The following is a 25,419-nucleotide window of genomic DNA, read 5'->3' as shown; positions in this document are numbered from 1 at the left end:
CTCCCCTTCTGTTTGGTTGTCGTCCGGCCGTGCTTACTGGCCGTCGGCCGCTTCCTCGTACTGACGGAAGGGAATGCGGAACACCGCCAGGCGCAGGAAGAGGTAGGTGACCCCGATCCCCGCCCAGATGAGACCGAGCTCCAGGGAACTCTGCTCCAGGTTGATCCAGAGTGCCCCTATGGTGGCGGCGCCCAGCAGCGGCAGCACCAGGAACAGCAGGTGCTCCTTGAGGCTCTTGTTGCGCTTCTCACGTACCCAGAACTGGCCGATGACCGACAGGTTGACGAAGGTGAAGGCCACCAGGGCGCCGAAGTTCACCAGCGCCAGCGCCATGTCCAGATCGAACGACACGGCGGAGAGGGCCAGGGCCCCCACCAGCAGCACGTTGATGGCCGGGGTGCGCCAGGTGGGATGGATGTAGCCGAACACCCGCTCCGGGATCATGCGATCGCGCCCCATCACATAGAGGATGCGCGACACGCCGGCGTGGGCCGCCATGCCGGAGGCGAGCACGGCCGCGGTGGTGCACACCAGTACCACGCTCTGGAACAGGGTGCCGCCGACGTAGAGGGCAATCTCCGGCAGCACGGCGTCCGGCTCCTTGAAGCGGGCCAGATCCGGGAAGAACAGCTGCAGGCTGTAGGAGACGGTGACGAAGATGATGCCGCCGATCAGGGCCGTCAGCACGATGGCGCGGGGGATCACCTTGCCGGCGTTCGGGGTCTCCTCGGAGAGCGAACTCAGGCCGTCGAAGCCGAGGAAGGAGAAGCAGAGGATGGTGGCGCCGGTGAACAGCGGCAGCATGCTGGCGGACTCCACGTGGAATGGCCGGCTGCTCATCAGGGTGCCGGCCCCTTCACCGTGACTCAGGCCCCAGGCGATGAGGCCGAGGAAGGTGAGGATGATGGCGATCTGGATGAACACGATGAAGCCGTTGAGGTTCGCCACCAGCTTGATGCCACGCAGGTTCAGGAAGGTCATCACGGTCACCAGGCCGAAGATGAAGATCCAGGGATCGACGCCGGGGAACATGGCGGTCAGGTAGATCTTGGCCAGGAGGATGTTGATCATCGGCATGAACATGTAGTCGAGCAGGGAGGACCAGCCCACCATGAAACCCACATAGGGGTGGAACACCTTCTGGGCATAGGTGTAGGCCGACCCCGCTGAGGGGAAGCGGCGCACCAGGTGGCCGTAGCTGAAGGCGGTCAGCAGGATGCCGCCAAGGGCCAGCAGGTAGGCGGTGGCGACGCGGCCGTCGGTGATGTCGCCGACGATGGCGAAGGTATCGAATACCGCCATGGGGGTGAGGTAGGCCAGACCCATCACCACCACCTGGAACAGGGTGAGCGTCTTGAGCAGCTTGGCACCGGCCATCACGCTTTCTCCTCTGCACGGGCCCCATGGGCGAAATGGGACGGGCTCAGGGACGCGGCAGCGCGTCGCTGGACACAGGGGACGCCACTCTGTTGCACAGAGGGATGGCGTACGCCGGCGGGGACCGGCAGAAAAGCAGTGAAATGCCCCATGTTTTTCCTCACAACGTCGGGAGATTGTTTGGCAATCTCGGTATCAATTCCGGCACAAGGTCCGGCCTCTTGGTGAATGGTGGTTTGCCCCACAAAAGCAAAGAACCGATGCTGTAAAAACATCGGCTCTCAAGGGGCGCGATATTGTGCCCTCAGGGGGGGAGGGAGACAAGCTAAAAAGGCCCCCAACGGGGATTTTGTTGCCCGGGTAAGGGGTCATGTCGGCCGCGCCCTGCGGGCCTCGATGACACGCTTGTCATCGGGGCCCGCAGGGCTGGAAAAGGGGGGCGACATCAAGATAGAGCCCGCACGGGGCGGGCTCGGGGTAGAGGTGTCAGGAGGCGTCACCCTCGGGGCGGCGCAGCTGGACCCGGAAGACGGTCAGGCGTAGCAGCAGGTAGAGGGCGCCGAGGGCGGCCCAGATCAGTCCCAGCTCGAAGGAGGCCGGCTCCAGATTGAGCCAGAGCACGCCGATGCAGGCGGCTCCGCACAGGGGGAGTACCAGGAACACCAGGTGCTCCCGCAGGGTCTTGTTGTGACCGAGCCTGACATAGAAGTGGGCAATCACCGCCAGGTTGACGAAGGTAAAGGCCACCAGGGCACCAAAGTTGATGAGCGCCAGCGCCATCTCCAGATCGAATGACACGGCGGAGAGGGCCAGGGCCCCCACCAGCAGCACGTTCAGGGCCGGGGTCTGCCAGGTCGGGTGGATGTAGCCGAAGAAGCGGCTCGGCAGGGCGCGATCCCGCCCCATCACGTAGAGCAGGCGCGACACGCCGGCGTGGGAGGCGAGCCCGGAGGCCAGCACCGCCACCGTGGTGCAGACCAGCACGACGGCCTGAAACAGCTTGCCCCCCACGTAGAGGGCGATCTCCGGCAACACCGCATCCGGCTGCTGGAAGCGGGAGATGTCCGGGAAGAACAGCTGCAGGAAGTAGGAGACGCTGATGAAGAGCACGCCACCGATGAGGGCGGTGAGCAGGATGGCGCGGGGGATCACCCGATCCGCGTTGGGGGTCTCCTCGCACAGGGTGCTGATGGCGTCAAATCCCAGGAACGACAGGCAGAGGATGGAGGCGCCGGTCAGCAGCGGCGTCAGGGCCATCTGATCGGAGAAGAAGGGGCGGCTGCTGGTGACGGTGCCGAGCCCTTCCCCCTGATGGACGCCCCAGGCGATAAGACCGATGAAGACGGCGATGATGCTGAACTGCATGATGACGATCAGGCTGTTGAAGTTCGCCACCAGCTTGATGCCGCGCAGGTTCAGGAAGGTCATGATGGCGGCCAGCCCCAGGATGTAGATCCAGGGATCAACCCCGGGCAGCAACACCTCCAGATAGATCTTGGCCAGCAGCATGTTGATCATCGGCATGAACATGTAGTCGAGCAGGGAGACCCAGCCCACCATGAAGCCCACATAGGGGTGGAACACCTTCTGGGCATAGGTGTAGGCAGATCCTGCCGAGGGGAACTTGCGCACCAGGTGGCCGTAGCTCATGGCGGTAAACAGCATGCCGATGAGGGCGAACAGGTAGGCGGTCGGCACATGGCCTTCGGTGATCTCGGTGACGATGCCGAAGGTGTCAAACACGGCCATGGGGGTCAGGTAAGCCAGCCCCATGATGACCACGTGCCACAGCTTGAGGCTCTTTTTCAGACCGGCGGGATGAGCATGCATCATGCTGTCTTCTCCATCCGGGCCGAGGGTATCAGGGTGACGGTGATGTCAGCCTGGGTATTGGGGGCGCCAATGTGTAGCACGGACGGCTGGCGTAGACCGGCGCGGGCCGGCAGGAAAGCGGTGATATACCCCATGGTGTTCCTCACTAAGAAGCGGGTGTCGTGAGATGGCTGTCCATCTCGTTATCATTTCCGGTCTGTTCCGGCCTCGTTATGGATTTATTTGACGCAAAAAAAGAACCGGGCTGCGATGAGCGGACGGTCCTTGAATACGGCGGCGCATTGTGCATTCGTGCTGTCCCCTTGACAAGCATATCAAGGGGACAAAAACGCATTTTTTTGCACTTGATAGGCGAACGCTTTCTTCCGGATCAGGTCAATGAGGCCACCAGGGATTGCTCGAGCAAGAGCAGCCCTTCATCGATGATGGCCGCCGGGGCGGTCAGGGGGGCGAGGAAACGGATCACGTTCCCGCGTACGCCGCAGGCCAGCAGCACCAGGCCGCGCTTGCCCGCCTCGGCCACCAGCCGCTTGGTGAGGTCCGGGGCTGGCTGACTGGCATCGAGCCCCTTGACCAGCTCCATGGCCACCATGGCCCCGGGGCCGCGGATGTCGCCGATGCAGTCAAACCGCTCCGCCAACTGGTGCAGGCGCGCCTTGATCTGCTCGCCCTGGGCCAGGGCCTGCTGATTGAGCCGCTCCTCCTCGATCACCGTCAGCACCGCCAGGGCGGCGGCGCAAGCGATGGGGGAGCCCGCATAGGTGCCGCCGAGACCGCCTGGCTTGGCGGCGTTCATGATGGCCGCCTTGCCCACCACGGCGGAGAGGGGGAAACCACCCGCCAGGCTCTTCGCCAGCGTCATGATGTCCGGCTCGACGCCGCTGTATTCGATGGCGAAGGTCTTGCCGGTGCGACAGAAACCGCTCTGGATCTCGTCACAGATGAGCAGGATGCCGTGCTGGTCGCAGATCTTGCGCAAGGCTTGCAGGAAGCTCGGGGAGGCGACATAGAAGCCCCCTTCCCCCTGCACCGGCTCGATGATGATGGCGGCCACCCGGGCCGGTTCGATGTCCGAGCTGAAGCAGAGATCCAGCGCCGCCAGGGCATCCGCCTCGCTCACACCCAGATAGTCGGCCGGGAAGGGCAGGTGATAGACCTCTCCCGGGAAGGGGCCGAAGCCGGTTTTGTAGGGCACCACCTTGCCGGTGAGCGCCATCCCCATCATGGTGCGGCCGTGAAAGCCCCCCTTGAAGGCGATGGTGCCGCTGCGACCGGTGTGGGCGCGGGCGATCTTGATGGCGTTCTCCACCGCCTCGGCGCCGGTGGAGAGGAACAGGGTACGTTTGGGGGTGGGGCCCGGCATCAGGGCGTTGAGCTTCTCGGCCAACTCGATATAGCCCGGATAAGGGGTGACCTGGAAGCAGGTGTGGCTGAACTTCTCGAGCTGCTCGCGCACGGCGGCGACCACCTTGGGGTGATTGTGGCCGGTGTTGAGCACGGCGATGCCGGAGGCAAAGTCGATGTAGCGGTTGCCCTCCACGTCCCACAGCTCGGCGTTCTGGGCCCGGTCGATGAAGACCGGCAGCAGGGTACCGACGCCCTGTACCACGGCCGCTTCACGGCGGGCCTGCCAGGATTGGTTACTCATCTCTATTCTCCCTCTGGGGCAAGCCCCTCAATTCACTGTGATGGGCCGGCAGCCTGGCTGCTGACCCTCTCCTTGTGGTGGTGCCATGGGATGGACGACGCGAGACACCCCAGTCATTGAAGATTTTATATTTACAATAAATGAATATTTAAGCAATGGAGCCGAAGCAGAGATACTTGGTCTCCAGATACTCTTCCAGGCCCTCGCTGGCCCCTTCCCGACCGAGCCCCGACTCCTTGATGCCGCCAAAGGGCGCCAATTCGGTCGAGATGATCCCCTCGTTGATGCCGACCATGCCGTATTCCAGCTGCTCGGCCACCCGCCAGACGCGGGCGATGTCGCGGCCATAGAAGTAGGCGGCGAGGCCGTAGGGGGTGTCGTTGGCGATGGCGATGGCCTCGGCCTCGGTCTCGAAGCGCACCAGAGGGGCCACGGGGCCGAAGATCTCCTCCTGCAGTATGGGGTTGTCCGGGGCCACGCCGGTCAGGATGGTGGGGTGGTAGAAGATCGGACCGGCGGGATGGGCTTGCCCCCCCACCAGGACCCTGGCACCGGCGGCCTCTGCCTGGTTGACCAGGGAGGCAACCTTGTCGGCGGCGGCGGCATTGATGAGGGGGCCAATCTGGGTACCCTCACCCATGCCATCCCCCACCTTGAAGCTGCGTACCGCGGCGGCCAGCTTCTCGGCGAAGGCGTCATGGACACTGGCCTGCACCAGGATGCGGTTGGCACAGACGCAGGTCTGGCCGGCGTTGCGGTATTTGGAGGCGAGCGCACCGGCCACGGCGGCGTCGAGGTCGGCATCGTCAAACACGATGAAGGGGGCGTTGCCGCCGAGCTCCAGAGAGAGCCGCTTCATGGTGTCGGCGCACTGGCGCATCAAGAGCTTGCCGATGCGGGTGGAGCCGGTGAAGGAGAGCTTGCGCACCGTCTTGTTGCTGCACAGCTCGTTGCCCACGGCGGCCGCCTGATGGGAGGTGACGATGTTGATGACCCCGGCGGGGATGCCCGCCTGCTCGGCCAGAGCCGCCAGCGCCAGCGCGCACAGGGGCGTCTCGGCGGCGGGCTTGATGACGATGGTGCAACCGGCGGCCAGCGCCGGCCCCGCCTTGCGGGTGATCATGGCGATGGGGAAGTTCCAGGGGGTGATGGCGGCCACGACCCCAACCGGCTGCTTGATGGTGGCCAGACGCCTGTCACCGCTGAAGCCCGGGATGGTGCGGCCATAGGCGCGCTTGCCCTCTTCCGCGAACCACTGGATGAAGCTGGCGCCGTACGCCACTTCCCCCCTGGCCTCGGCCAGGGGTTTGCCCTGCTCGCAGGTCATGATGCGGGCCAGTTCATCCTGGTTGGCCATGATGAGCTCGAACCAGGCGTAAAGCTTGTTGCTGCGCTCCTTGGCGGTGAGGGCCGCCCAGGCGGGCTGGGCCCGGTGAGCCGCCGCGATGGCGAGCCGGGTATCCGCCTCGTCCATGTCGGGTACCTGGGTGATGAGCTGGCCGGTCGCCGGGTTCAGAACCTCGAACCGGCGTCCGCTCCGGGCCTCGCACCAGCGGCCATCCATATAGGCAAGGGATTTGATCAGGGAGAGTGCGGGTTGTGATGCTGACATAGATAGGAAGCCTCGATTGTGGGTCTGGGTGGCCAACTCATCCCGTGGTGCCACCGTATAGAATAATAAGCACGTAACGACCATAAAGTGAGCCGAAATGTTTTTCAAGTGTTAAATATATTTGAGTGAAAGGTACGCTGCATGCTAGAAATGGGGCTGTCAGGACGATTCTTGCGTTCCTCATCGTGTGGGGTGTGCAAAATAATGAACGCTCTCAGCTGTGCAGGATAACGAACAGAGGGCCGAGGTTGACGTATTATTTTAACCAGTCGTCACAAGGTATTCGAATGGCCATACAAGGAGGTGGGGATGCAGCAACCACAAGGCGAGGTCCAGTGGCAGACCATGACGGATAACCCCTTGTCTGACAAAGGGATGGATAAAACCATGGGAGAGCGGCTCGCCCTCCTTCGCCGTAGTCTCGGGCTCTCCCAGCGCCGGGCCGCCGAGCTGAGCGGGCTGACCCATGGCGCCATCTGCATGATAGAGCAGAACAAGGTGAGCCCCTCGGTCGCCTCGTTGCAAAAATTGCTCTGCGTCTACGAGCTGCCGCTCTCCCGCTTCTTCGCCGAAGAGGAGGCGCGGGCGCCGAGCGTGGTGATCAAGGCCGATCAACTCATCGAGCTGGGCAGCCAGGGGGTCTCCATGAAGCTGGTGCACAACGGCAACAATCGTCGTCAGCTCGGCTTCATGCTGGAGACCTATGCCCCTGGCACGGACACCGGGGGACAGGTCAAGCATCTGGGGGAGGAGGTGGGCACCGTGCTGGAGGGCTCGGTCGTGCTGAGTCTGGCCGGGCAGACCTATCAGCTCAGCGCCGGAGACAGCTATGTGATCGATACCGGCGAGCCCCACAGCTTCAGCAACCCGTCGGGGCAGGTCTGTCGCATCGTCAGCGCCCACACCCCCGCCAGCTTTTGAGATTGAACAGCGCGAATATTGGAAACGAACCGGTAAGGAAACAGGGATCATGACCGAACATGTAAAGAGTTACTACGCAGCCAGCGCCAATCAGCACGCGCCCTACCCGACACTGACCGAGCAACTGGAGTGCGACGTCTGTGTCATCGGGGCGGGCTATACCGGCCTCTCCAGTGCGTTGCATCTGGTGGAGAAGGGCTACAAGGTGGTGGTGCTGGAGGCGGCCCGGGTCGGCTTCGGGGCCAGCGGTCGCAATGGCGGCCAGATCGTCAACTCCTACAGCCGCGACATCGACACCATAGAAGCGAATTGCCCGCCGGATCAGGCCAGGCTGCTCGGTTCCATGCTGTTTGAAGGGGGCCAGATCATCCGCGAGCGGATCAAACGCTACAACATCCAGTGCGATCTGCAGGAGGGCGGGGTCTTTGCCGCCGAGACCGAGAAGCAGCTTCACGAACTCAAGGCGCAATATGAGCGCTGGCAGAAGTGGGGCAACGACAAGCTGGAGCTGCTCGATGCCGACGGGGTGCGCGAGGTGGTGGCAAGCGATCGCTACGTCGGCGCCCTGCTCGACAAGAGTGGCGGCCATATCCATCCCCTCAATCTGGCACTGGGGGAGGCGGAAGCCATTCGTATGCAGGGTGGGCAGATCTTCGAACAGTCCGCCGTCACCAGCATCACACCCGGTCAACCGGCTCTGGTCAAAACCGCCAAAGGGGCGGTCAAGGCCCGCTTCGTGGTGGTGGCGGGCAATGCCTACCTCGGCAACCTGGTGCCCGAGCTTGCCGGCAAGAGCATGCCGTGCGGCACGCAAGTCATCGCCACCGAGGTGCTGGGGGAGGAGCGGGCCCGTTCGTTGCTGCCGCAAAACTACTGTCTGGAAGATTCCAACTACCTGCTCGACTACTACCGTACTTCCGGTGATCACCGGCTCATCTACGGCGGCGGCGTGGTCTACGGCGCGCGGGATCCGGCGGACATAGAGCGGCTGATCATCCCCAAGATGCTGAAGACCTTCCCGCAGCTCGCGGGGGTCAAGGTGGAATACACCTGGACCGGCAACTTCCTGCTCACCCTGTCGCGCCTGCCGCAGTTTGGTCGCATCGGCCCCAACATCTACTACATGCAGGGTTACAGCGGTCACGGCGTTACCTGTACCCATCTGGCGGGCAAGCTGCTCTCCGAGGTGCTGAGCGGTCAGGCGGAGCGCTTCGATGCGTTTGCCAAGCTGCCGCACTACCCCTTCCCGGGTGGCCGCCTGCTGCGTATCCCCTTCACCGCCGCCGGCGCCGCCTGGTACACCTTGCGAGATCGGCTGGGGGTATAAAGTCACTCCGTTATCAATAACGGGACAAGCAGGGGGCTGCTGTCACCTGGCGGTCATCAAGATGAGTGAGCATGGGAGCATGCTGGGGATAGAGGGGGTCCTCTTCCCAGTCAGGATCCATACTCTCTTGGAGTCTCCCATGCGCTGCTATCTGGCCAGCCTGTTTGTTCTGTTGCTGACGCTGCCTTGGTGGACGCCGCCCGACTGGTCAGTGACGCCTGCCAGCAAGATGGAAGTGCAGGCCGCACGGCTGGAACAGATTGAACGCCAACATTGGCGGTTGGCTCGCCCGGCAGTGCAATCTCATCCCTGAGAGTTACTGCCAGTCCCAATCAATCAGGCCGCCCACGGGCGGCCTGATTGATTGGGCAGGCATGGCGCCTGCCTGCGGGCTGAGGCGTTTGTCCTTACTCAGTCACCTCTGGCAACCCCTTCCCGGCGCGGATCTGCGGCGCCAAACCAGCCGCTGGCATTGCGCTGTACCCCTTGCAACCCCGAGGTCTGCTCGCTGAGCACGATCTCGTGACCCCTGGCCCTTAGCCCCTGGATAACGGCCTCGGGCGTGCGCCCTTGCTCCAGCTCGGTGGGGCCGTTGCGGCTGCCAAAGTTGGGCAGGTTGATGGCCTGCTGCAGGTTCAGCCCCCAGTCCTGGGTGCCGAGCAGCACCTTGCCCACGTAGTTGATGATGGCCGAGCCACCCGGGGAGCCCAGGCTCATCTCCAGCTGCTTGCTCTGCTTGTCAAACACCAGCAGGGGCGACATGGAGGAGCGCGGGCGCTTGCCGGGCTCCACCCGGTTGGCCACCGGCAGGCCGGCTGCGTCCATCGAGGTGAAGGAGAAATCGGTGAGCTGGTTGTTGAGCAGGTAGCCGTTGACCATCAGCCTGGAGCCGAAGCCGTCCTCGATGGAGCTGGTCATGGAGACCGCCATGCCGTCTCCATCCACGATGGAGACGTGGCTGGTGGAGGGCAGCTCGGGGGTGGCATCCTGGCCACGGGCCAGTGCTCGTGGCGGGGTGCCCGGTTGGGCGACGCCCATGGATGTCTCCCCGATGAGGCGACCCCGCTCTGCGAGATAGCCCTTGTCCAGCATGCCGCGCACCGGCACCGAGACGAAGTCGCCGTCGGCCACGTACTGGTTGCGGTCGGCGAAGGCGAGCCGCGCCGCCTCGCTGTAAAGGTGGATGGCATCGCTCGACGCCGCCAGCTGGCCGTCCGCCCCCTGTACCGGCCTGAGGGCCGCCATGTCGCGGCTCTCCAGCATGCCGAAGATCTGGCCGAGGGCCAGGGTGCCGGAGGAGGGGGTCGGGAAGCCGCACACTTCGCTCTGGCGATAGTCAAAGCAGAGGCCGTCCCGCAGCCTGGCGCTGTAGCTGGCGAGATCCGCGGCGCTCAGCACCCCGGGATTGGTGGGATGGGCGTGCACCTTGGCCACCATGGCTTCGGCGATGGGCCCTCGATAGAAGGCATCGGCACCGTCCCGTGCCAGCGTCCTGAGTACCTCGGCCAGTGCCGGGTTGGTGAGGCGGGTGCCCGCCGCCCTGGGGCTGCCGTCCGCCTGATAGAAATAGGCCCTGGCCTCGGGGTCTTTGGCCAGATAAGGATCCTTGGCGAGCAGGGTGGCGAGGCGAGGGCTTATCACAAAGCCCTGCTCTGCCAGGGTGATGGCGGGCTCGAACAGGCTGGCCCAGGGCAGCTTGCCATAGCGCTCGTGAGCCAGGGCCAGTGCGCGCACCGTGCCGGGGGCGCCGACCGAGCGGCCACCCACAACGCCGTCGTAGAACGCCATCGGTTTGCCATCCTTCATGAACAGTTGATCCGTGGCCGCTGCTGGTGCCGTCTCACGGCCATCCACGGCCGCCACCTGCTTGCCATCCCACACCAGCATGAGGGAGCCGCCACCGATCCCGGAGGATTGCGGCTCCACCAGAGTCAGTACCAGCTGGACGGCGATGGCCGCATCGACGGCGCTGCCTCCCGCCTTGACGATCTGGTAGCCCGCATCCACCGCCAGCGGGTTGGCCGCGGCCACCATGAAGTCGCGCCCCTGCCAGCCCGGCTTGTCGGTCCAGCCGCTGGCCGCCTCCGGGGCGATCAGGGTCTGGGGAGGGGGGACATAATGAAAGGCACTCTGGGGGGCGCAGCCGGTGAGCAGGCCGAAGGCGACCAGCAGGGCGAGGGGTTTGAGGGACATGACAGGCTCCTTGTCGGTTTCTTGTTCACCCGTCGAAATGTGGCACAGTTGGAGCCTGATTGAAAGATTGTCTTTATACTCATGTGGTTACAAAAATATCAAGGAGGGGCCCAGGATGCACAAGGAGAGTCTGGTGAGGCGTTGCGTGACGGGGCTGCTATGCCTGCTGCTGGCCGCCTGCGGGGAGCCAGGGTTCAGACCCCTGGCGGCGGGGGAGACCATATTGGCATTTGGAGACAGCCTGACCGAGGGGCGCGGGGTCAATCCGGCCCAGAGCTACCCCAGCGTACTGGCGAGCCTGAGCGGTCACCCCGTCATCAATGGCGGGGTCTCGGGGGAGTTGAGCCGGGCCGGGCGGGCCCGCCTGCCCGGGTTGCTGGCCGAGCACAGGCCCGCCCTGGTCATCTTGCTGGAGGGGGGGAATGACATACTGCACGGCAGCGGGGAGGGGGCGCTCAAGGCCAATCTCGCCGCCATGATAGAGGCGGTACAGGGCAGCGGTGCCCAGGTGCTGCTGGTGGCCGTGCCCCGCAAGTCCCTGTTTGCCGATGGTGCGCCCCTTTACGGGGAGCTGGCAGAGCAGTACGGACTGGTGCTGGACAACGACAGCCTTGGCGAGTTGCTGCGCACTCCCGGGCTCAAGTCCGACGCCGTGCACTTGAACGCGCAGGGATATGGCGCCCTGGCCGAGCGGCTGCACCGGCTGCTGCAGGCCTGCGGCGCGCTCTGAGGCACTGGCTCTCATCGTGTCGGCGCCGCCGCCCGGGATCAAAAAAACCGCCATCAGGCGGTTTTTTTACAGGCAAGGGACAACTCAGAGGGACTGCTCTTCGCCACCCAGGGCGGCAAACAGCGCCGGGATGAACTGGGCCAGCTCGGCGGTCACCAGGGCGAAGTCCGCATCCAGACGGGCGGCGGGATCCTCGCTGGTCACGTCGTCGTTCTGCTCGCGCAGCTCCTCGCTGAACTTGAGGCGCTTGATGGAGAGATCGTCCCCCAGCACGAAGCTCAGGGTCTCGCCCCAGTTCAGGGCCAGCTTGGTCACCAGCTTGTCGTTGGCCAGGTGATTCTTGATCTCGTCGCTCATCAGATCCTGCTGCTTGCAGCGGATGATGCCGCCGTGCTCCATGGCACTGCGCAGCTCGGCCTCGTCTTCCAGGGTGAAGCTGGCGGGCAGATTACCCTCGTTCAACCACTCGGTCATGGTGATCTCTGGCGGGTTCTTGAGGGCCACCGGCACCACCGGAAGGGTGCCGATGCTCTTGCGCAGCAACGCCAGCAGATCGTCCGCCTTCTTGGCGGAGCCTGCGTCCACCACCATCAGGTTGTCGGCGGGACTTATCCAGGCGAAGGTCTGGCTGGTGCGGCTGAAGGCGCGGGGCAGCAGGGTATGCATGATCTCCTCCTTCAGCGCCTCCTTCTCCTTCTTCTTGAGGGCGCGGCCCTGCTCGAATTCGATCGCTTCCACCTTCTCCGCCAGCATCTCCTTGACCACGGTGCCCGGCAGCATCTTCTCTTCCTTGCGGGCGCAGAGCAGGATGTGGCCAGAGGCTGAATGGGTCAGAGTGGAGCCGAATTTACCGAGGGGCTTGACCCACCCGAACCGGGAGATGTCCTGACTGCCGCACGGGGTGAAGGCACAGGCCTCGAGCTGGGTTTCCAGCTGATCCACGGTCAGGTCAAAGGGGCGGGTAAAGCGATAAATCTGCAGGTTTTTAAACCACATGGCGTCCTCGGTCTCATAGATTGTCCGGCGGGCATTGTACTAGAGAGGCGCTTTGTGATCAGCCAATCATTCTCGCTAAATAAAGGGCGATCGACTTCACATGGCCTCATCTTGACCGCCCGTCTCGTCATCGAACTCCCCTAGACTGCGAGTGTTCAGATTGTTAACAAGGATGCGAATATGTTGAGAGCGAGCCGGCCGGAAGACATGGAAGAGATCGTCGAGATCTGGCTGCTGGCATCCTTGCAGGCCCATGATTTCGTTGACGCTTCCTGCTGGTGGCAGGCTCAGGAGGAACTGCGTACCCGCTACCTCGATCACGCCCGCATCTGGGTGTTCGAGGAGCGCGGCGAGCTGCTCGGTTTCATGGCGCTGGTGGATGACTACCTGGCGGCCCTCTTCGTGCGACCCGACCGCCAGGGGCGCGGGGTCGGCCATGCCCTGCTGCAGGAGGCCAAGCAGCAGGGGGGGGCGCTCCATACCCGGGTCTTCGTGGAAAACGAGCCGGCGGTGCGCTTCTATCGCCGCCACGGATTCAGGGTGGGGAATGAAGTCTCGGATCCCCTGACCGGCCATCCCCAGTATGAGATGCATTGCCAGCCCGTCTGAATCTGACGTCAGCGGCCTGTTTTGCTTGAAAAAAGAGGGGCGTATCCTCATCTTGTCCTCATCGGGTACCACTGGCACCTCCCCTCTTATCTTTCGAGCCGTTTTTCATGAAGATCCTGCACACAGCCGACTGGCACCTTGGCCATCAACTCCATGGCCATGAGCGCCGCTTCGAACACGATGCCTTTCTCGACTGGCTGACCGACACCATCAAGACGCGGCAGATCGACGCCCTGCTGGTAGCAGGGGATCTGTTTGATACCGCCAATCCGCCAGCCAGCGCCTGGCAGCAGCTCTATCGCTTCCTGGCCAGGCTGCGCGCCGAGATGCCTCACCTCAACATGGTGCTGATCGGCGGCAACCACGACTCCCCCTCCAAGCTGGACGCCCCCCACGAGCTGCTGCGGGCCTTCGACCTGCATCTGGTGGGCAGCATCAGCCGGGACGGGGAGGGCAAGCTCGAAATCGATCGCCTGCTGGTGCCGCTGCAAGACAAGGAGGGCAAGGTCGCCGCCTGGTGCGCTGCCGTGCCTTTTCTTCGCAGCAGCGATCTGCGGGTGGAGCCGCTCGAAGAGGGGCAGGATCGGCTGATCGAGGGGGTTCGTCAGATCTATCAGGACGTGCTGGCGCAAGGCCGCACGCGCTGCGAGCCCGGCCAGGCCCTTATCGCCATGGGCCACGCCTACCTGGCGGCGGGCCAGCTCTCCGAGCTCTCCGAGCGGCGGGTGCTGGGGGGCAACCAGCACGCCCTGCCTGCCGACATCTTCGCCGCCGCCGACTACACGGCCCTTGGCCATCTCCATCTGGCCCAGAGCCCGGCCGAGGGGGTGCACTACAGCGGCTCGCCGCTGCCGCTCTCCCTCGCCGAGGCCAACTACAACCACCAGGTGCTGGAGGTCAGGTTTGAGGGGGGCAAGTTGGCGGGGCTGGAGCGGATCCCTGTGCCCCGAGCGGTGGAGATGATCCGCCTGCCCCAGAGCACACTCGAGGAGGCGCTGAAAGCCATAGAGGCACTCTCCCTGCCTGACTGCCCCCAGCAGGCGCAGCCCTTCCTCGAGGTGCGGCTGCTGCTGCCCAAGCCCGAGGCCCGCATCCGCGAGCGCATTCTGGCGGCCATGGTGGGCAAGCCGGTGCGTCTGGCCCGCATCAGCACCCAGTATCAGGGCTCGGGGGAGGGGCTGGCCGATGGCCGCGAGCGGCGCAGGTTGGATGAGCTATCTCCCACAGAGGTGTTCCGTCTCTGCTATCAGCGGCAGTTCGAGGGGGAGCCGGCGGCCGAGCTGGTCGCCTCGTTTGAAGAGATCCTGGAGCAGGTGAAGGAATCCAACCCATGAAAATCTTGTCTCTTGCAGGGGAAAACCTGGCCAGCCTGACCGGCGCTTTCACCATCGACTTCGCAGGTGGCACTTTGGGGGCTGCCGGGCTCTTTGCCATCACGGGCAACACAGGTGCGGGCAAGAGCACCTTGCTCGACGCCATCTGCCTCGCCCTCTATGACGAGATGCCGCGCTTTATCGCCAATCGCAAGAATGTTGAGAAAATTGGCCGAGCGGATGAAGACGAAAAAGAAAAATTAACCGCCAATGATGTGAAAAATATCCTCAGCCGCGGCCACGCCAGCGGCTGTGCCGAGGTGCAGTTCCGCGGCTGTGACGGCCGCATCTGGCTGGCGCGCTGGGCGGTGCGCCGTGCCCGCAATCGCTCGGAAGGGCGCTTTCAGGCCCAGGAGCGCAGCCTGACCGACGTCGAGTCGGGGCAGGTTTTCTCCGGCAGCAAGCGGGAGCTGCAGGATCGCATCGACGAGCTGGTGGGCCTCTCCTGGGAGCAGTTCCGCCGCGCAGTGATACTGCCGCAAGGGGAGTTCGCCGCCTTCCTCAAGTCGAGCGCCGATGAGCGCTCAGCCCTGCTCGAGCGGATGACGGGCACCGAGCTCTACTCCGCCATCTCCATCCAGACCCATGAGCGGGCACGGGCCGAGCAGCAGGCGCTGGCAACCATACAGCAGCGGCTCGGTGACGTGGCCTTGATGGACGACGAGACGCGCGAGCACTGGGTCGCCCAGCAGCTGAGTCTCTCCACCAGCCTCAAGCACGAGCAGCAGCAGCGTCAGCTGTTGCAGGACTTGCGGGATCTCAACGGACGGATTGCCGCCCAGTTGCAGGCCTGCGGGGAGGGGCAGAAGGCGCTGATCGCCGCCGAGGCAGCCCATGGCGAGGCGGCGCCCGGGCGGGAAGAGTTTGCCCGCGCCGAGCAGGCCCAGGTGGCCCGCGCCGATCACGACGAACTTGCTCGCCTCACCCTGGAGGTGCAGCAGCAGGAGCAGCAGATAGGCCAACTTGCGCCCCAGCTGGAGCAGGTTGAACCCGTGTTGCAGCAGGCCGCGCTGCGCGAACAGCAGCTGCTGGCCGACAAGATTGCCGCAGAGCGGGAGTGGGGCGCCCTGCAACCCGAGCTCAAGCGGGCGCAGGAGCTCGATACCCGGCTCAAGGAGAAGAGCCAGCAGTTGCAGGAGACCCGGCAGCAGGGGACCCAGGCACGCGCCCTGCAACTGGAACTGCAGCAGGAGTGGCAGCAGCAGGCGAGCCGGGTCGAGGCCCTGACGGTGCGCCGTCAGCAGTGGGCTCTGTGGCTCGAGGAGCGCAAGGCCCTGGCCCCACTGGCGCGCCAGTGGCAGCCTTTGCTGGCAACCATCCAGGACTGGGCGGCGGACAGGGAGCTGCTACAGCGCGTGTTGCAAAGCCGCGAGCACAAGGGCCATGCCCTGCGGGATCTCGCCAGCCGGCTGGCGCAGGGACAGCAGGAGCGCGACGACTGGCAGCAGGAGCAGGCGCGATTGCAGCAACAGCAGCACGAGTTGCAGGAGCAGCAGTGGGAGATCCGCCTTGCCAAGGCGCAGGAGCAGTGGCAGCAGCAGACCGAACAGCTGGGCCAGCTGCATCAGTTGTTGGAGCTGGCTGATTATGGCCGCAATCACGGCGAGCAGCATGGCCGTTTGCAGCAGGAGATCGCCCAGCTGGAGCAGGCCCTGAGCCGGCTGACCACGCTCGGCGGCGAGCTGGCGCCGGCCCGCGAGCGGCTCGCCCTGCAGCGAGACGAGGCGCGCCACGCGCTGGAGCAGTCTCGCGCCATCGCCAGTTTCGAGCAGTATCGCCACATCCTGAACGATGGTGAACCTTGTCCCCTCTGCGGCGCCGAGGAGCACCCCTACAGTCAGAGCCAGCCGCAGGTGGCGGGCATTCTGGGTCAGCTGGCGGATCGATCCCGCAGCCTCGAGCTCGAGTGGGAGCGACTCAATCGTCAATACATCCAGTGCGAGAGCGAACGCCAGGAGCTGGCACGCCAGCTGGCGGCGCGCCGCCAGCATCTGCCGGAGCTGGATGCCCGCGCCGAACAACTGACCTTGCGTTGGCAGCAGCTCGGCGGTGCCAAGTTGCTGGGCCATCCGTTGCCACTGAATCAGAATCAAGCCGATTCCCTGACCAAGTGGAGCGAGCTGATGAGTTCCCTGCTTGGCCGTGGCCAGACTCTGGAGCATGGGCTGGCCCAGAGCCAGCAGCAACTGCGTGAGGCCCAGTTCGGCCAGCAGCAGTTGCAGGCCGTGCGCCAGCAGCTGAGCCAGCTGACCGCCCGCCATCAGCAGTTTGAGCAGCAATGGCAGGAGGCGGAGCGGCAGAAGGTTGAGTGGGAGGCCGAGCTGAAGGCTCTGGCCGAACAGGAGGCATCCTTGCGTCAGCGCCTGGCACAGGGTGAGGCCCGTCTCGATCAACAAATGGGGGCCGAACCCTGGCGCCAGTGGCTTGGTAGCCAGCAATGGCTGGCGTGGCAGCAGACCTGCGAGGAGTATCTGCACGGACAGAATGAGTGGGAGCAGCTTGGCGGCGAGCTGGCCACTCTGACCCCGGTCTTGAGCGCCCAGGAGGCGCGGCTGCAAAGCCAGAACGAGCTGCTGCACAAGCTGGAGCGCGACTACAAGGAGGCGGAGCAGCAGCGTCAGGGGCTGCTCGCCAGCCGGGAGGCCTGCCTCGGGGGCCGCGCCATCACCCTGATCGAGCAGGAGTGGCAGCAGCGATTGCAACTGGCGGCCAGTCAGCTCGAGGAGGCGGTGACGGCGCTGCGGGTCGCCCGGGAGAAGCAGACCGAGCTCAAGGCGAGGCTAGCCCATCTCGAGCAGGACAGGCAGGTGAGCAGCCGTCGTCGCCGCGAGGCGCTGGGGCGCTGGGCGGCCCATGCTGGTACTCTCGGCATCGCCGAATATGATCTGCGTCGGCTGCTGGCCATCACGCCGGATGAGCTCAGGGCTCGCCGTATCGCCTTGCAGCGCCTGGATGATGCCCTGGCCGAGGCCCGCACCCGGTTGGCCGAGCGTCAGCGGGCGCTGGCCCAGGAGGAGGCCAAGCTGGCGCGCTATCGGGAGCATCATGGGGAGCTGACCGCCCTCACGGCCGAGGCCCTTGCCGAGTGTCTGGGCGCCTGCGAGGCTCGCTGCCGCGAGCTGGAAGAGCAGCTGTTCCAGTGCAAGAGCACGCTGGCCCAGGCCGAGGCGGCGGCGCTGAAGGCGGGGAGCCTGCAGGAGGACTTGGCGGCCCAGCAGGCGGTGGCGGATCACTGGCTGCAACTGTCCGAGCTTATCGGCTCCGCCAGCGGCGCCAAGCTGCGCACCTTCGCCCAGAGCCTCACGCTCGAACGTCTATTGTTGGAGGCCAACGCCCAGCTCGGCGAGCTGTCGCCGCGCTATCGACTGGAGCGGGTGCCCGGCACGGATCTGGCGCTGCAGGTGGTGGATCTGGACATGGGGGACGAGGTGCGCTCCGTGGACTCCCTCTCCGGCGGCGAGAGCTTCCTGGTGTCGCTGGCGTTGGCGCTGGCGCTCTCCAGCCTGTCGTCGCGCCAGACCCAGGTCGAGTCGCTCTTCATCGACGAGGGGTTTGGCACCCTGGATCCTGACAGCCTGGATCTGGCGCTCTCCAGCCTGGACTCCCTGCAGGCTGCGGGCCGCCAGATCGGGGTCATCTCCCACGTTCAGACCCTGGTGGAGCGGATCGGCGTGCAAATAAGGGTTGAGGCCCTCGGCGGCGGCGAAAGCCGGGTGGTGCTGCCCTGATGGTGGTGTTTGAGCCATGACAAAAGGCCCCTGTCAAAGGGTCCTTTTGTTGGAGTGCAACCCGTCGCCGGTTATTTGCGCTCGGGCAGCATATTGGTCAGGGTGCTGTCTTTGAGCACGTGGTGGTGATAGAGGGCGGCCCCTGCGTGCAGGGCAATCAGGGCATAACCCAGGTTGGCCAGCGTCTCGTGCAGATCCTTGATGGTCCCTTTCAGGCCATCATCCGGTCCTATCAGCGCGGGCAACTCAAATCCGAAGAAGGGGATGGGTTTGCCACCCGCGCTCAGCAGCAGCCACCCCAGCAGCGGGGTGAGTATCAGGAAGCCATAGAGGGCCAGATGGGCGAGGTGGCCGAGCTTGAGCATCAGCGGTGAAGGGGCGGGCAGGATGCGCGGTGAGGGGCTGCCAAAACGCACCAGCAGCCGCACCACTACCAGCGCCAGGATCAGCAAGCCCACCATGAAGTGAAACTCCTTCATCAGGTCGCGTCCGGCCGAGCCCTTGGGGAAAATATCCCTGAACTCCATCAGCCCATAGACGGCCATCATCAGCAACAGGGTCAGCCAGTGCAGGCCGATGCTCAGGCTGCCATAACGTTGTTCCGTATTCTTCAGCATCTTTATCTCCTTGCGGAGGGCGCATTCCATCGCCCTGATCCATCCCGTCACGCATGGCGCCGGGATCCCGTGGTTTCCACTCCCATGCTACAAGGCTTGTCGGGCAATGCCTTGATCTCGACCGCGCTTTTGCATCGGATTCCCCTTGTCCGGTCAGGGAACTAGCTAGCCCCTGATGGTTGAGAGCAGGCGGACCTAAGGTGTTGCCCATAAAAAAACCGAAGCACATGGCTTCGGTTTTTTGTTGCAGCAGCTGGCACCAGCCAGCAGCGCATTATTTCTTGATGCGGATAACCGGGGTCTCGCCCACGGTCACGGCGCCAGTCATCTTGATCAGCTCTTTGATCTCGTCCATGTTGGAGATGACGACCGGAGTCAGGGTAGACTTCGCCTTCGCTTCCAGTACGGCCAGATCGAACTCGATGATGGTATCACCGCGCTTGACCTTCTGACCTTCCTGGGCGATACGGGTGAAGCCTTCGCCTTTCAGTTCGACGGTGTCGATACCGAAGTGAACGAACAGCTCGATACCAGAGTCGGATTCCAGAGAGAACGCATGGTTGGTCTCGAAGATCTTGCCGATGGTGCCGTCGCACGGGGCAACCATCTTGTTGCCAGCCGGCTTGATGGCGATGCCGTCACCGACGATCTTCTCGGCGAAGACAACGTCAGGCACATCTTCGATGGGCACGATTTCGCCAGACAGCGGTGCAAAAATTTCGATGCCGCCGGTGTCAGAACTGTCATCGGAAACCAGTTTCTTCAGTTTATCAAACAGACCCATAGTAAAAGCTCCTAGAGATGATTGTCGCTGTTTGCAGCCGATCTTAGCAGACTGCCTTCTGCTTAATAAAGTTATCTACGCAGGCTTCGATTTCGGCGGCGGTCGCATAGCTCAGTGCCTGGTCTGCCATTGCCTTGACATCTTCGAAGTTGGTGTTGCGGATAAGCTTCTTGATACGCGGTACAGAGATGGCGCTCATGGAGAACTCATCCAGACCCATACCCAGCAGCAGCAGAGTGGCGCGTTCGTCACCAGCCAGTTCACCGCACATACCGGTCCACTTGCCATTGTCATGGGAAGCGTCGATTACCATCTTGATCAGGGTCAGGACGGAGGGTGACAGCGGGTTGTACATGGCGGAAATCATCTCGTTACCACGATCGACGGCCAGGGTGTACTGGGTCAGGTCGTTGGTACCGATACTGAAGAAATCCACTTCCTTGGCAAGATGATGAGCCATCACGGCAGCAGCCGGGGTCTCGATCATGATACCCACTTCGATGGATTCATCAAAGGCTTTGCCGTCGGCACGCAGTTCAGCCTTCAGCTGCTCTACGGTGGCCTTGAGGCTGCGGAACTCTTCGACGGAGATGATCATCGGGAACATGATGCGCAGCTTGCCGAAGGCTGAGGCGCGCAGGATGGCCTTCAGCTGGGCGTGCATGATGTCTTCACGATCGAAGAAAATACGCACGGCACGCCAGCCCAGGAAGGGGTTCATCTCTTTCGGGAAATTCATGTAGGGCAGTTCTTTGTCGCCGCCGATGTCCATGGTACGGACGATGATCGGCTGATCCGGCATGGCCTCTGCCACTTCTTTGTAGGCCTTGAACTGCTCGTCTTCGGTCGGCAGCGCATCGCGGTCCATGAACAGGAACTCGGTGCGGTACAGACCCACGCCTTCGGCGCCATTGCGGATGGCGCCCTCGGTATCCTTGACGGTACCTATGTTGGCGCACACTTCGACCTGATGGCCATCGAGGGTGATGGCAGGCAGATCTTTCAGTTTGGCCAGCTCATCTTTCTCGGCCTGGAACTGGGCCTGGAATTTCTTGGCTTCAGCCAGCTGTTCGGCGGTCGGGTTGATGATGATCTGGTTGTTGATGCCATCCAGTATCAGCATCTCGCCATTGTTGACGCGCGCGGTGATGTCGTTGGTGCCCACGATGGCCGGCAGCTCCAGGGAGCGGGCCATGATGGAAGTGTGAGAGGTGCGGCCACCGATGTCGGTGACGAAGCCCAGCACATATTTCAGGTTGATCTGAGCGGTTTCGGACGGGGTCAGGTCTTTGGCGACCAGGATGACCTCTTCGTCTATGGTGCTCAGGTTGACAACGGCGATGCCCAGCACGTTCTTCACCAGACGGGTTCCGATGTCACGGAAGTCGGTGGCGCGCTCACGCAGATAGGGGTCGTCCAGCTCGGCCATCATCTTGGCGTACTGTTCGATCACTTCATAGATGGCTTTGTCGGCGGACGCCTTGTTGTCTTTGATGAAGGATCTGATATCCCCTTCCAGCTCCTCATCTTCGAGCAGCATGATGTGGCCTTCGAAGATGGCCTCTTTTTCTTCACCGAAGGTACGACCGGCCATCTCTTTGATGGCTTCCAGCTGTGCGGCTGACTTGGTGCGGGCTTCGAGGAAGCGGTTGATCTCGGCGTCAATCTGGTCGGCAGAAATCTTGCCCTGATTGATAACGATTTCATCTTCTTTCAGAAGAAGCGCCTTACCGAATGCGATACCGGGGGACGCAAGAATGCCAGATATCATAATCCTTCCTATTAAAACGACTGTGGGGGAGGAATTAAGCTGGATTACTCCAGCTCGTCCATCAGGGCAACCAGCTTCTCAACGGCTTTCTGAGCGTCCGGGCCGTCGGCCTGGATGGTCACGTTGGTGCCTTTGGTCAGGCCCAGGGTCTGCAGCTTGAACAGGCTCTTGGCGCTGGCGGATTTGCCACCGGAGACCACAGTGATCTCGCTTTGGAATTCTTTGGCTTCTTTCACGAACTGAGCTGCGGGACGGGTGTGCAGGCCGTTTTCAGCAGTAATAACAACAGACTTCTCGTACATGGTTTCACCCCATATTATTGATATTGTGTGGAGAGATGGTCGCTAATGAGGCTTCCTGTCTCACCGTGTCAGTATGGATATGTTGTAAAGTAACGAAATCAGACCTGCAATGGTTTAATCCAGGTCAATTTTCTGTGCAGTATTCGGCGCCCTGGCTAAGTCTTTTTCGTCATCGGGCTACAAGCCGCGTCAGGTCTGGCCTGAAATTAATTTATAACGAAAAATAACACTTTGTTACCTTGTGATACCTAGCCGGTAAACACCTCGTGACGCCGCACAGGATATGAGATTTATCACAGAATGTCTGCTTTTTTTGTCACACCCAAGTTTGTTATTTTACCCCAAAAAATAAGGGGTCGACTGACACTGATGGCTACTGAGTTTAGCGCATAATGAAAACGGCGCCCCCAGAGGCGCCGTTGTTTTGGTGTAATGCGATCAATTACTGTTGCAGTTCCTGTTCGCTGAACACGCCGGCGAAGAGGGCACTGGAGAGATAACGCTCGGCAGCACTCGGCAGCACGACGACGATGGTTTTACCCGCAAATTCCGGCTGCTCGGCCAGACGGGCGGCAGCGACCACGGCGGCGCCGGAGCTGATCCCCGCCAGAATGCCTTCCTCTTCCATCAGGCGGCGAGCCATCTCGATGGACTCCTCGCTGCTCACCTGCTCGACGCGGTCCAGCAGGGTCAGGTCCAGGTTGCCTGGAATGAAGCCCGCGCCTATGCCCTGGATCTTGTGGGGACCGGGCTTTATCTCTTCGCCCGCCAGTTTCTGGCTGATGACGGGGGATTCGCTGGGTTCGACCGCCACGGAGACGATGGCCTTGCCCTTGGTCTGCTTGATGTAGCGGGAGACCCCAGTGATGGTGCCGCCGGTGCCGACGCCTGCCACAAACACATCCACCTCGCCGTCGGTGGCATCCCAGATCTCGGGGCCAGTGGTCTGCTCGTGGATCTCGGGGTTGGCGGGGTTTTCGAACTGCTGCAGCAGCACATACTTGCCCGGCTCGGATTCGAGGATCTCGTTGGCCTTGGCAATGGCGCCCTTCATGCCCAGCGGGCCTTCGGTCAGCACCAGGTTGGCGCCAAGCGCCTTGAGCAGCTTGCGGCGCTCCAGGCTCATGGTGGCCGGCATGGTCAGGGTGATGGGATAGCCACGGGCCGCAGCCACGAACGCCAGGGCAATGCCCGTGTTACCGCTGGTAGGCTCGATGATCTCCTTGCCCTTGGTCAGCACGCCGCGTTTCTCGGCATCCCAGATGAGATTGGCGCCGATCCGGCACTTGACGCTGAAGCTCGGGTTGCGGCTCTCGATCTTGGCCAGCACGCGGCCCTTGGTAACACGGTTGAGACGAACCAGCGGGGTGTTGCCTATGGTCTGGCTGTTGTCCTCAAAAATTTTGCTCATGGTGCTATCCCTGTGTTTGTTAAGGCGATGAAACAAGATTACCCTGTGGTTTCTGAATGAGAAGTGACGAATCGTTATAACAATATGTTATTACAACATATAGAACTTATTCTCTCTCGCCGAAGGGCCCCTGGGTTCTCCTGCGACCAAAGGAATGGATCTCATGGGATTTGCAGGAAGCAATCGCTATCTCGCATCAAAGTCACTGAGTATGGCCGTCAATGCCGCCATCGTGCTGGAGAAGCCGCTGCTGATCAAAGGTGAACCGGGCACCGGCAAGACGGTGCTGGCGGAGGCGGTGGCCGAGTCGCTCGGTGCCGACCTCATCAGCTGGCACATCAAGTCCACCACCAAGGCCCAGCAGGGGCTCTATGAATACGATGCGGTGGCCCGGCTGCGGGACTCCCAGCTCGGGGATCCGCGGGTAGGGGACATCAACCACTACATCCGCCGCGGCAAGCTGTGGCAGGCCTTCGCTGCCTCGCAGAGGCCGGTACTGCTGATCGATGAAATCGACAAGGCGGACATCGAGTTTCCCAACGATCTGTTGCTGGAGCTGGATCGGATGGAGTTCGATGTCTACGAAACCGGCGAGCGCATCAAGGCGCGCCAGCGTCCGGTGGTCATCATCACCTCCAACAACGAGAAAGAGCTGCCGGACGCCTTCCTGCGCCGCTGTTTTTTCCATTACATCCGCTTCCCCGACAAGGCCGAGATGCAGGCCATCGTCCAGCTGCACCATCCCAACCTCAAGGAGGGCCTGCTCGGCGAGGCGATGGATCTCTTCTTCGAGCTGCGTAATGTGGAGGGGCTGCGCAAGAAGCCCTCCACCTCGGAGCTGCTGGACTGGATCCGCCTGCTGCTGGCCGATGACATCGCCCCCGAGGCGCTGCGCAGCCGGGAGCCTGGCAAGCTGGTGCCCGCTCTCTATGGCGCCCTGCTCAAGACGGAGCAGGACTTGCACCTCTTCGAGAAGCTCGCCTTCCTGGCGCGTCGTGGCGGCTGAATGCTCATCGACTTCTTCCTTCACCTGCGCCGTCACAAGCTGCCCTGCAGCCTGCGCGAGTTGCTGGATCTCCATGGGGCCCTGGCGGCCGGACTCGCCAGCGTGGACATGGACGACTTCTATCGCTTGTCCCGCAGCCTGCTGGTGAAGGACGAGGCTCACTATGATCGCTTCGATCGCGCCTTCGCCGAGTACTACCAGGGGCTGGAGGCCATCCCCTTGCTGCCCGAGACGCTGCCGGACGACTGGTTGCGCCAGGAGTTCGAGCGGTTATTGAGCCCTGAGGAGAAAGCCTTGCTCAGATCCCTCGGCGGGCTCGACAAGCTGCTGGAGACCCTCAACCAGCGCCTGCGCGAACAGAACGCGCGCCACGCCGGCGGCAACAAGTGGGTGGGCACCGGGGGCAGCAGTCCGTTCGGCCATGGCGGCTTCCACCCCGAAGGGATCCGCATGGGGGGAGAAGGCCAGCATGGCAAGGCAACCAAGGTGTGGGAGGCGCGCCATTATCGCAACTTCAGCGACGACTCGCCGCTCGGCCAGCGGGCCATCCAGCTGGCGCTGCGCAAGCTCAGGCGCTGGGTGCGCAAGGGCAATCCCTCGGAGCTGGATCTCGACGACACCATCAGCAGCACGGCCCGCCAGGGCTGGCTCGATGTGAAGCTCAGACCCGAGCGCCACAACGGGGTCAAGCTGCTGGTCTTCTTCGATGTTGGGGGGTCCATGGATGCCCACGTGGCCGAGGTGCAGCGGCTCTTCTCGGCGCTGCGCCACGAGTTCAAGCATCTGGAGTACTTCTATTTTCACAACTGTCTCTACGACTTCGTCTGGCAGGACAACGCCCGCCGGGCCGAGGAGCGTTTTGATACCTTGCGGCTGCTGCGCACCTACGGCAGCGACTATCGGGTGATCCTGGTGGGGGACGCCAAGATGGGTCCCTACGAGATCACCTGGCCCGGTGGCAGCGTAGAGTACTGGAATGAGGAGTCCGGCCAGGTGTGGCTCGGGCGCCTGCAACAACATTTCCCCAAGATGGTGTGGATCAATCCGCTGCCGAGGCAGGAGTGGCTGTGGCACCCCTCCATCAAGTTGATGAATGACGTGATTGGCGGGCGCATGCACCCGCTGACCCTGGCTGGTCTCGCCGGAGCGATCGATCAGCTATGAATCTCTGAACCCTAAAA

21 protein-coding genes are annotated in these 25,419 nt (G+C 62.9%); 9 read left to right on the top strand and 12 right to left on the bottom strand.

Going from position 1 to position 25,419, the window contains the following annotated elements:
• Window positions 1-33: 33 nt before the first annotated feature.
• From KI797_RS14500 to KI797_RS14480, 5 genes are all read right to left on the bottom strand, one after another.
• Window positions 34-1,377 (bottom strand): APC family permease, encoded by a 1,344-nt coding sequence (locus tag KI797_RS14500; protein WP_041206191.1) that lies wholly within the window; start codon window positions 1,375-1,377, stop codon window positions 34-36.
• Window positions 1,378-1,863: 486 nt separating this feature from the next.
• Entirely contained in the window at window positions 1,864-3,207 is a 1,344-nt protein-coding gene (locus tag KI797_RS14495; RefSeq protein WP_226173121.1) for an APC family permease, read from the bottom strand.
• Entirely contained in the window at window positions 3,207-3,344 is a 138-nt protein-coding gene (locus KI797_RS14490; RefSeq protein WP_226169838.1) for a hypothetical protein, read from the bottom strand. Before KI797_RS14490 ends, KI797_RS14495 begins: the two co-directional genes overlap by 1 nt.
• Window positions 3,345-3,580: 236 nt before the next feature.
• Window positions 3,581-4,858, bottom strand: coding sequence for a 4-aminobutyrate--2-oxoglutarate transaminase (gene gabT / locus KI797_RS14485; RefSeq protein WP_226169836.1), 1,278 nt, complete (start codon window positions 4,856-4,858; stop codon window positions 3,581-3,583).
• A gap of 148 nt (window positions 4,859-5,006) precedes the next feature.
• The gene (locus KI797_RS14480) at window positions 5,007-6,470 is read right to left on the bottom strand and encodes an NAD-dependent succinate-semialdehyde dehydrogenase (protein ID WP_226169834.1); all 1,464 of its coding nucleotides are present in this window, start codon (window positions 6,468-6,470) and stop codon (window positions 5,007-5,009) included.
• A gap of 309 nt (window positions 6,471-6,779) precedes the next feature.
• Between KI797_RS14480 and puuR the strand changes: the two genes are divergently transcribed.
• The 3 genes from puuR (at window position 6,780) to KI797_RS14465 (ending at window position 9,031) form a co-directional block, all read left to right on the top strand.
• On the top strand, window positions 6,780-7,391 hold the full coding sequence (puuR, locus tag KI797_RS14475; RefSeq protein ID WP_042650494.1) for an HTH-type transcriptional regulator PuuR: 612 nt from the start codon (window positions 6,780-6,782) through the stop codon (window positions 7,389-7,391).
• Between the two features lie 49 nt (window positions 7,392-7,440).
• Entirely contained in the window at window positions 7,441-8,718 is a 1,278-nt protein-coding gene (locus tag KI797_RS14470) for an NAD(P)/FAD-dependent oxidoreductase (RefSeq protein ID WP_218409039.1), read from the top strand.
• A gap of 139 nt (window positions 8,719-8,857) precedes the next feature.
• The gene (locus KI797_RS14465) at window positions 8,858-9,031 is read left to right on the top strand and encodes a hypothetical protein (RefSeq protein ID WP_167332174.1); all 174 of its coding nucleotides are present in this window, start codon (window positions 8,858-8,860) and stop codon (window positions 9,029-9,031) included.
• Between the two features lie 98 nt (window positions 9,032-9,129).
• On the opposite strand, the gene ggt is transcribed toward KI797_RS14465, so the two are convergent.
• Window positions 9,130-10,911 (bottom strand): gamma-glutamyltransferase, encoded by a 1,782-nt coding sequence (gene ggt / locus KI797_RS14460; protein WP_226169832.1) that lies wholly within the window; start codon window positions 10,909-10,911, stop codon window positions 9,130-9,132.
• Between the two features lie 115 nt (window positions 10,912-11,026).
• On the opposite strand from ggt, the gene KI797_RS14455 reads away from it, so the two are divergent.
• Window positions 11,027-11,641, top strand: a complete 615-nt coding sequence (locus KI797_RS14455; protein WP_226169831.1) for a GDSL-type esterase/lipase family protein — start codon at window positions 11,027-11,029, stop codon at window positions 11,639-11,641.
• Between the two features lie 84 nt (window positions 11,642-11,725).
• On the opposite strand, the gene rdgC is transcribed toward KI797_RS14455, so the two are convergent.
• On the bottom strand, window positions 11,726-12,637 hold the full coding sequence (gene rdgC / locus KI797_RS14450; RefSeq protein ID WP_005331880.1) for a recombination-associated protein RdgC: 912 nt from the start codon (window positions 12,635-12,637) through the stop codon (window positions 11,726-11,728).
• Between the two features lie 180 nt (window positions 12,638-12,817).
• Here rdgC and KI797_RS14445 point away from each other — a divergent pair, with 180 nt between their 5' ends.
• From KI797_RS14445 to KI797_RS14435, 3 genes are all read left to right on the top strand, one after another.
• Complete coding sequence (locus tag KI797_RS14445) at window positions 12,818-13,246, top strand: GNAT family N-acetyltransferase (protein ID WP_226169829.1); 429 nt, start codon at window positions 12,818-12,820, stop codon at window positions 13,244-13,246.
• A 107-nt stretch (window positions 13,247-13,353) separates the two neighbouring features.
• Entirely contained in the window at window positions 13,354-14,580 is a 1,227-nt protein-coding gene (locus tag KI797_RS14440; RefSeq protein WP_226169827.1) for an exonuclease SbcCD subunit D C-terminal domain-containing protein, read from the top strand.
• On the top strand, window positions 14,577-18,347 hold the full coding sequence (locus KI797_RS14435) for an AAA family ATPase (RefSeq protein ID WP_226169825.1): 3,771 nt from the start codon (window positions 14,577-14,579) through the stop codon (window positions 18,345-18,347). The genes KI797_RS14440 and KI797_RS14435 overlap by 4 nt, the downstream gene beginning before the upstream one ends.
• 71 nt (window positions 18,348-18,418) lie before the next feature.
• Here KI797_RS14435 and KI797_RS14430 read toward each other — a convergent pair whose 3' ends face one another.
• The 5 genes from KI797_RS14430 to cysK all read right to left on the bottom strand — a co-directional run bounded on the left by KI797_RS14430 (window position 18,419) and on the right by cysK (window position 23,232).
• Window positions 18,419-18,964, bottom strand: coding sequence for a cytochrome b (locus KI797_RS14430; protein ID WP_226169824.1), 546 nt, complete (start codon window positions 18,962-18,964; stop codon window positions 18,419-18,421).
• Window positions 18,965-19,238: 274 nt separating this feature from the next.
• Window positions 19,239-19,748, bottom strand: a complete 510-nt coding sequence (gene crr / locus KI797_RS14425; RefSeq protein WP_005325875.1) for a PTS glucose transporter subunit IIA — start codon at window positions 19,746-19,748, stop codon at window positions 19,239-19,241.
• Window positions 19,749-19,791: 43 nt separating this feature from the next.
• Complete coding sequence (ptsI, locus tag KI797_RS14420; RefSeq protein ID WP_005325873.1) at window positions 19,792-21,519, bottom strand: phosphoenolpyruvate-protein phosphotransferase PtsI; 1,728 nt, start codon at window positions 21,517-21,519, stop codon at window positions 19,792-19,794.
• A 44-nt stretch (window positions 21,520-21,563) separates the two neighbouring features.
• Complete coding sequence (locus KI797_RS14415; protein WP_005303128.1) at window positions 21,564-21,821, bottom strand: HPr family phosphocarrier protein; 258 nt, start codon at window positions 21,819-21,821, stop codon at window positions 21,564-21,566.
• 442 nt (window positions 21,822-22,263) lie between these two features.
• Entirely contained in the window at window positions 22,264-23,232 is a 969-nt protein-coding gene (gene cysK / locus KI797_RS14410; protein ID WP_226169823.1) for a cysteine synthase A, read from the bottom strand.
• 163 nt (window positions 23,233-23,395) lie between these two features.
• Between cysK and KI797_RS14405 the strand changes: the two genes are divergently transcribed.
• Window positions 23,396-24,238: an AAA family ATPase gene (locus tag KI797_RS14405; protein WP_226169822.1), complete on the top strand. Its 843-nt coding sequence runs from the start codon at window positions 23,396-23,398 to the stop codon at window positions 24,236-24,238.
• Window positions 24,239-25,402, top strand: coding sequence for a vWA domain-containing protein (locus KI797_RS14400; protein WP_226169821.1), 1,164 nt, complete (start codon window positions 24,239-24,241; stop codon window positions 25,400-25,402).
• Window positions 25,403-25,419 lie beyond the last annotated feature (17 nt).

This window comes from Aeromonas media (genome assembly GCF_020423125.1).
In the GTDB taxonomy this organism is placed as follows: Bacteria; Pseudomonadota; Gammaproteobacteria; order Enterobacterales; family Aeromonadaceae; genus Aeromonas; species Aeromonas media.
Note: the sequence above shows the minus strand (reverse complement) of the source record. Positions and strands in the feature narration are given on the sequence as shown.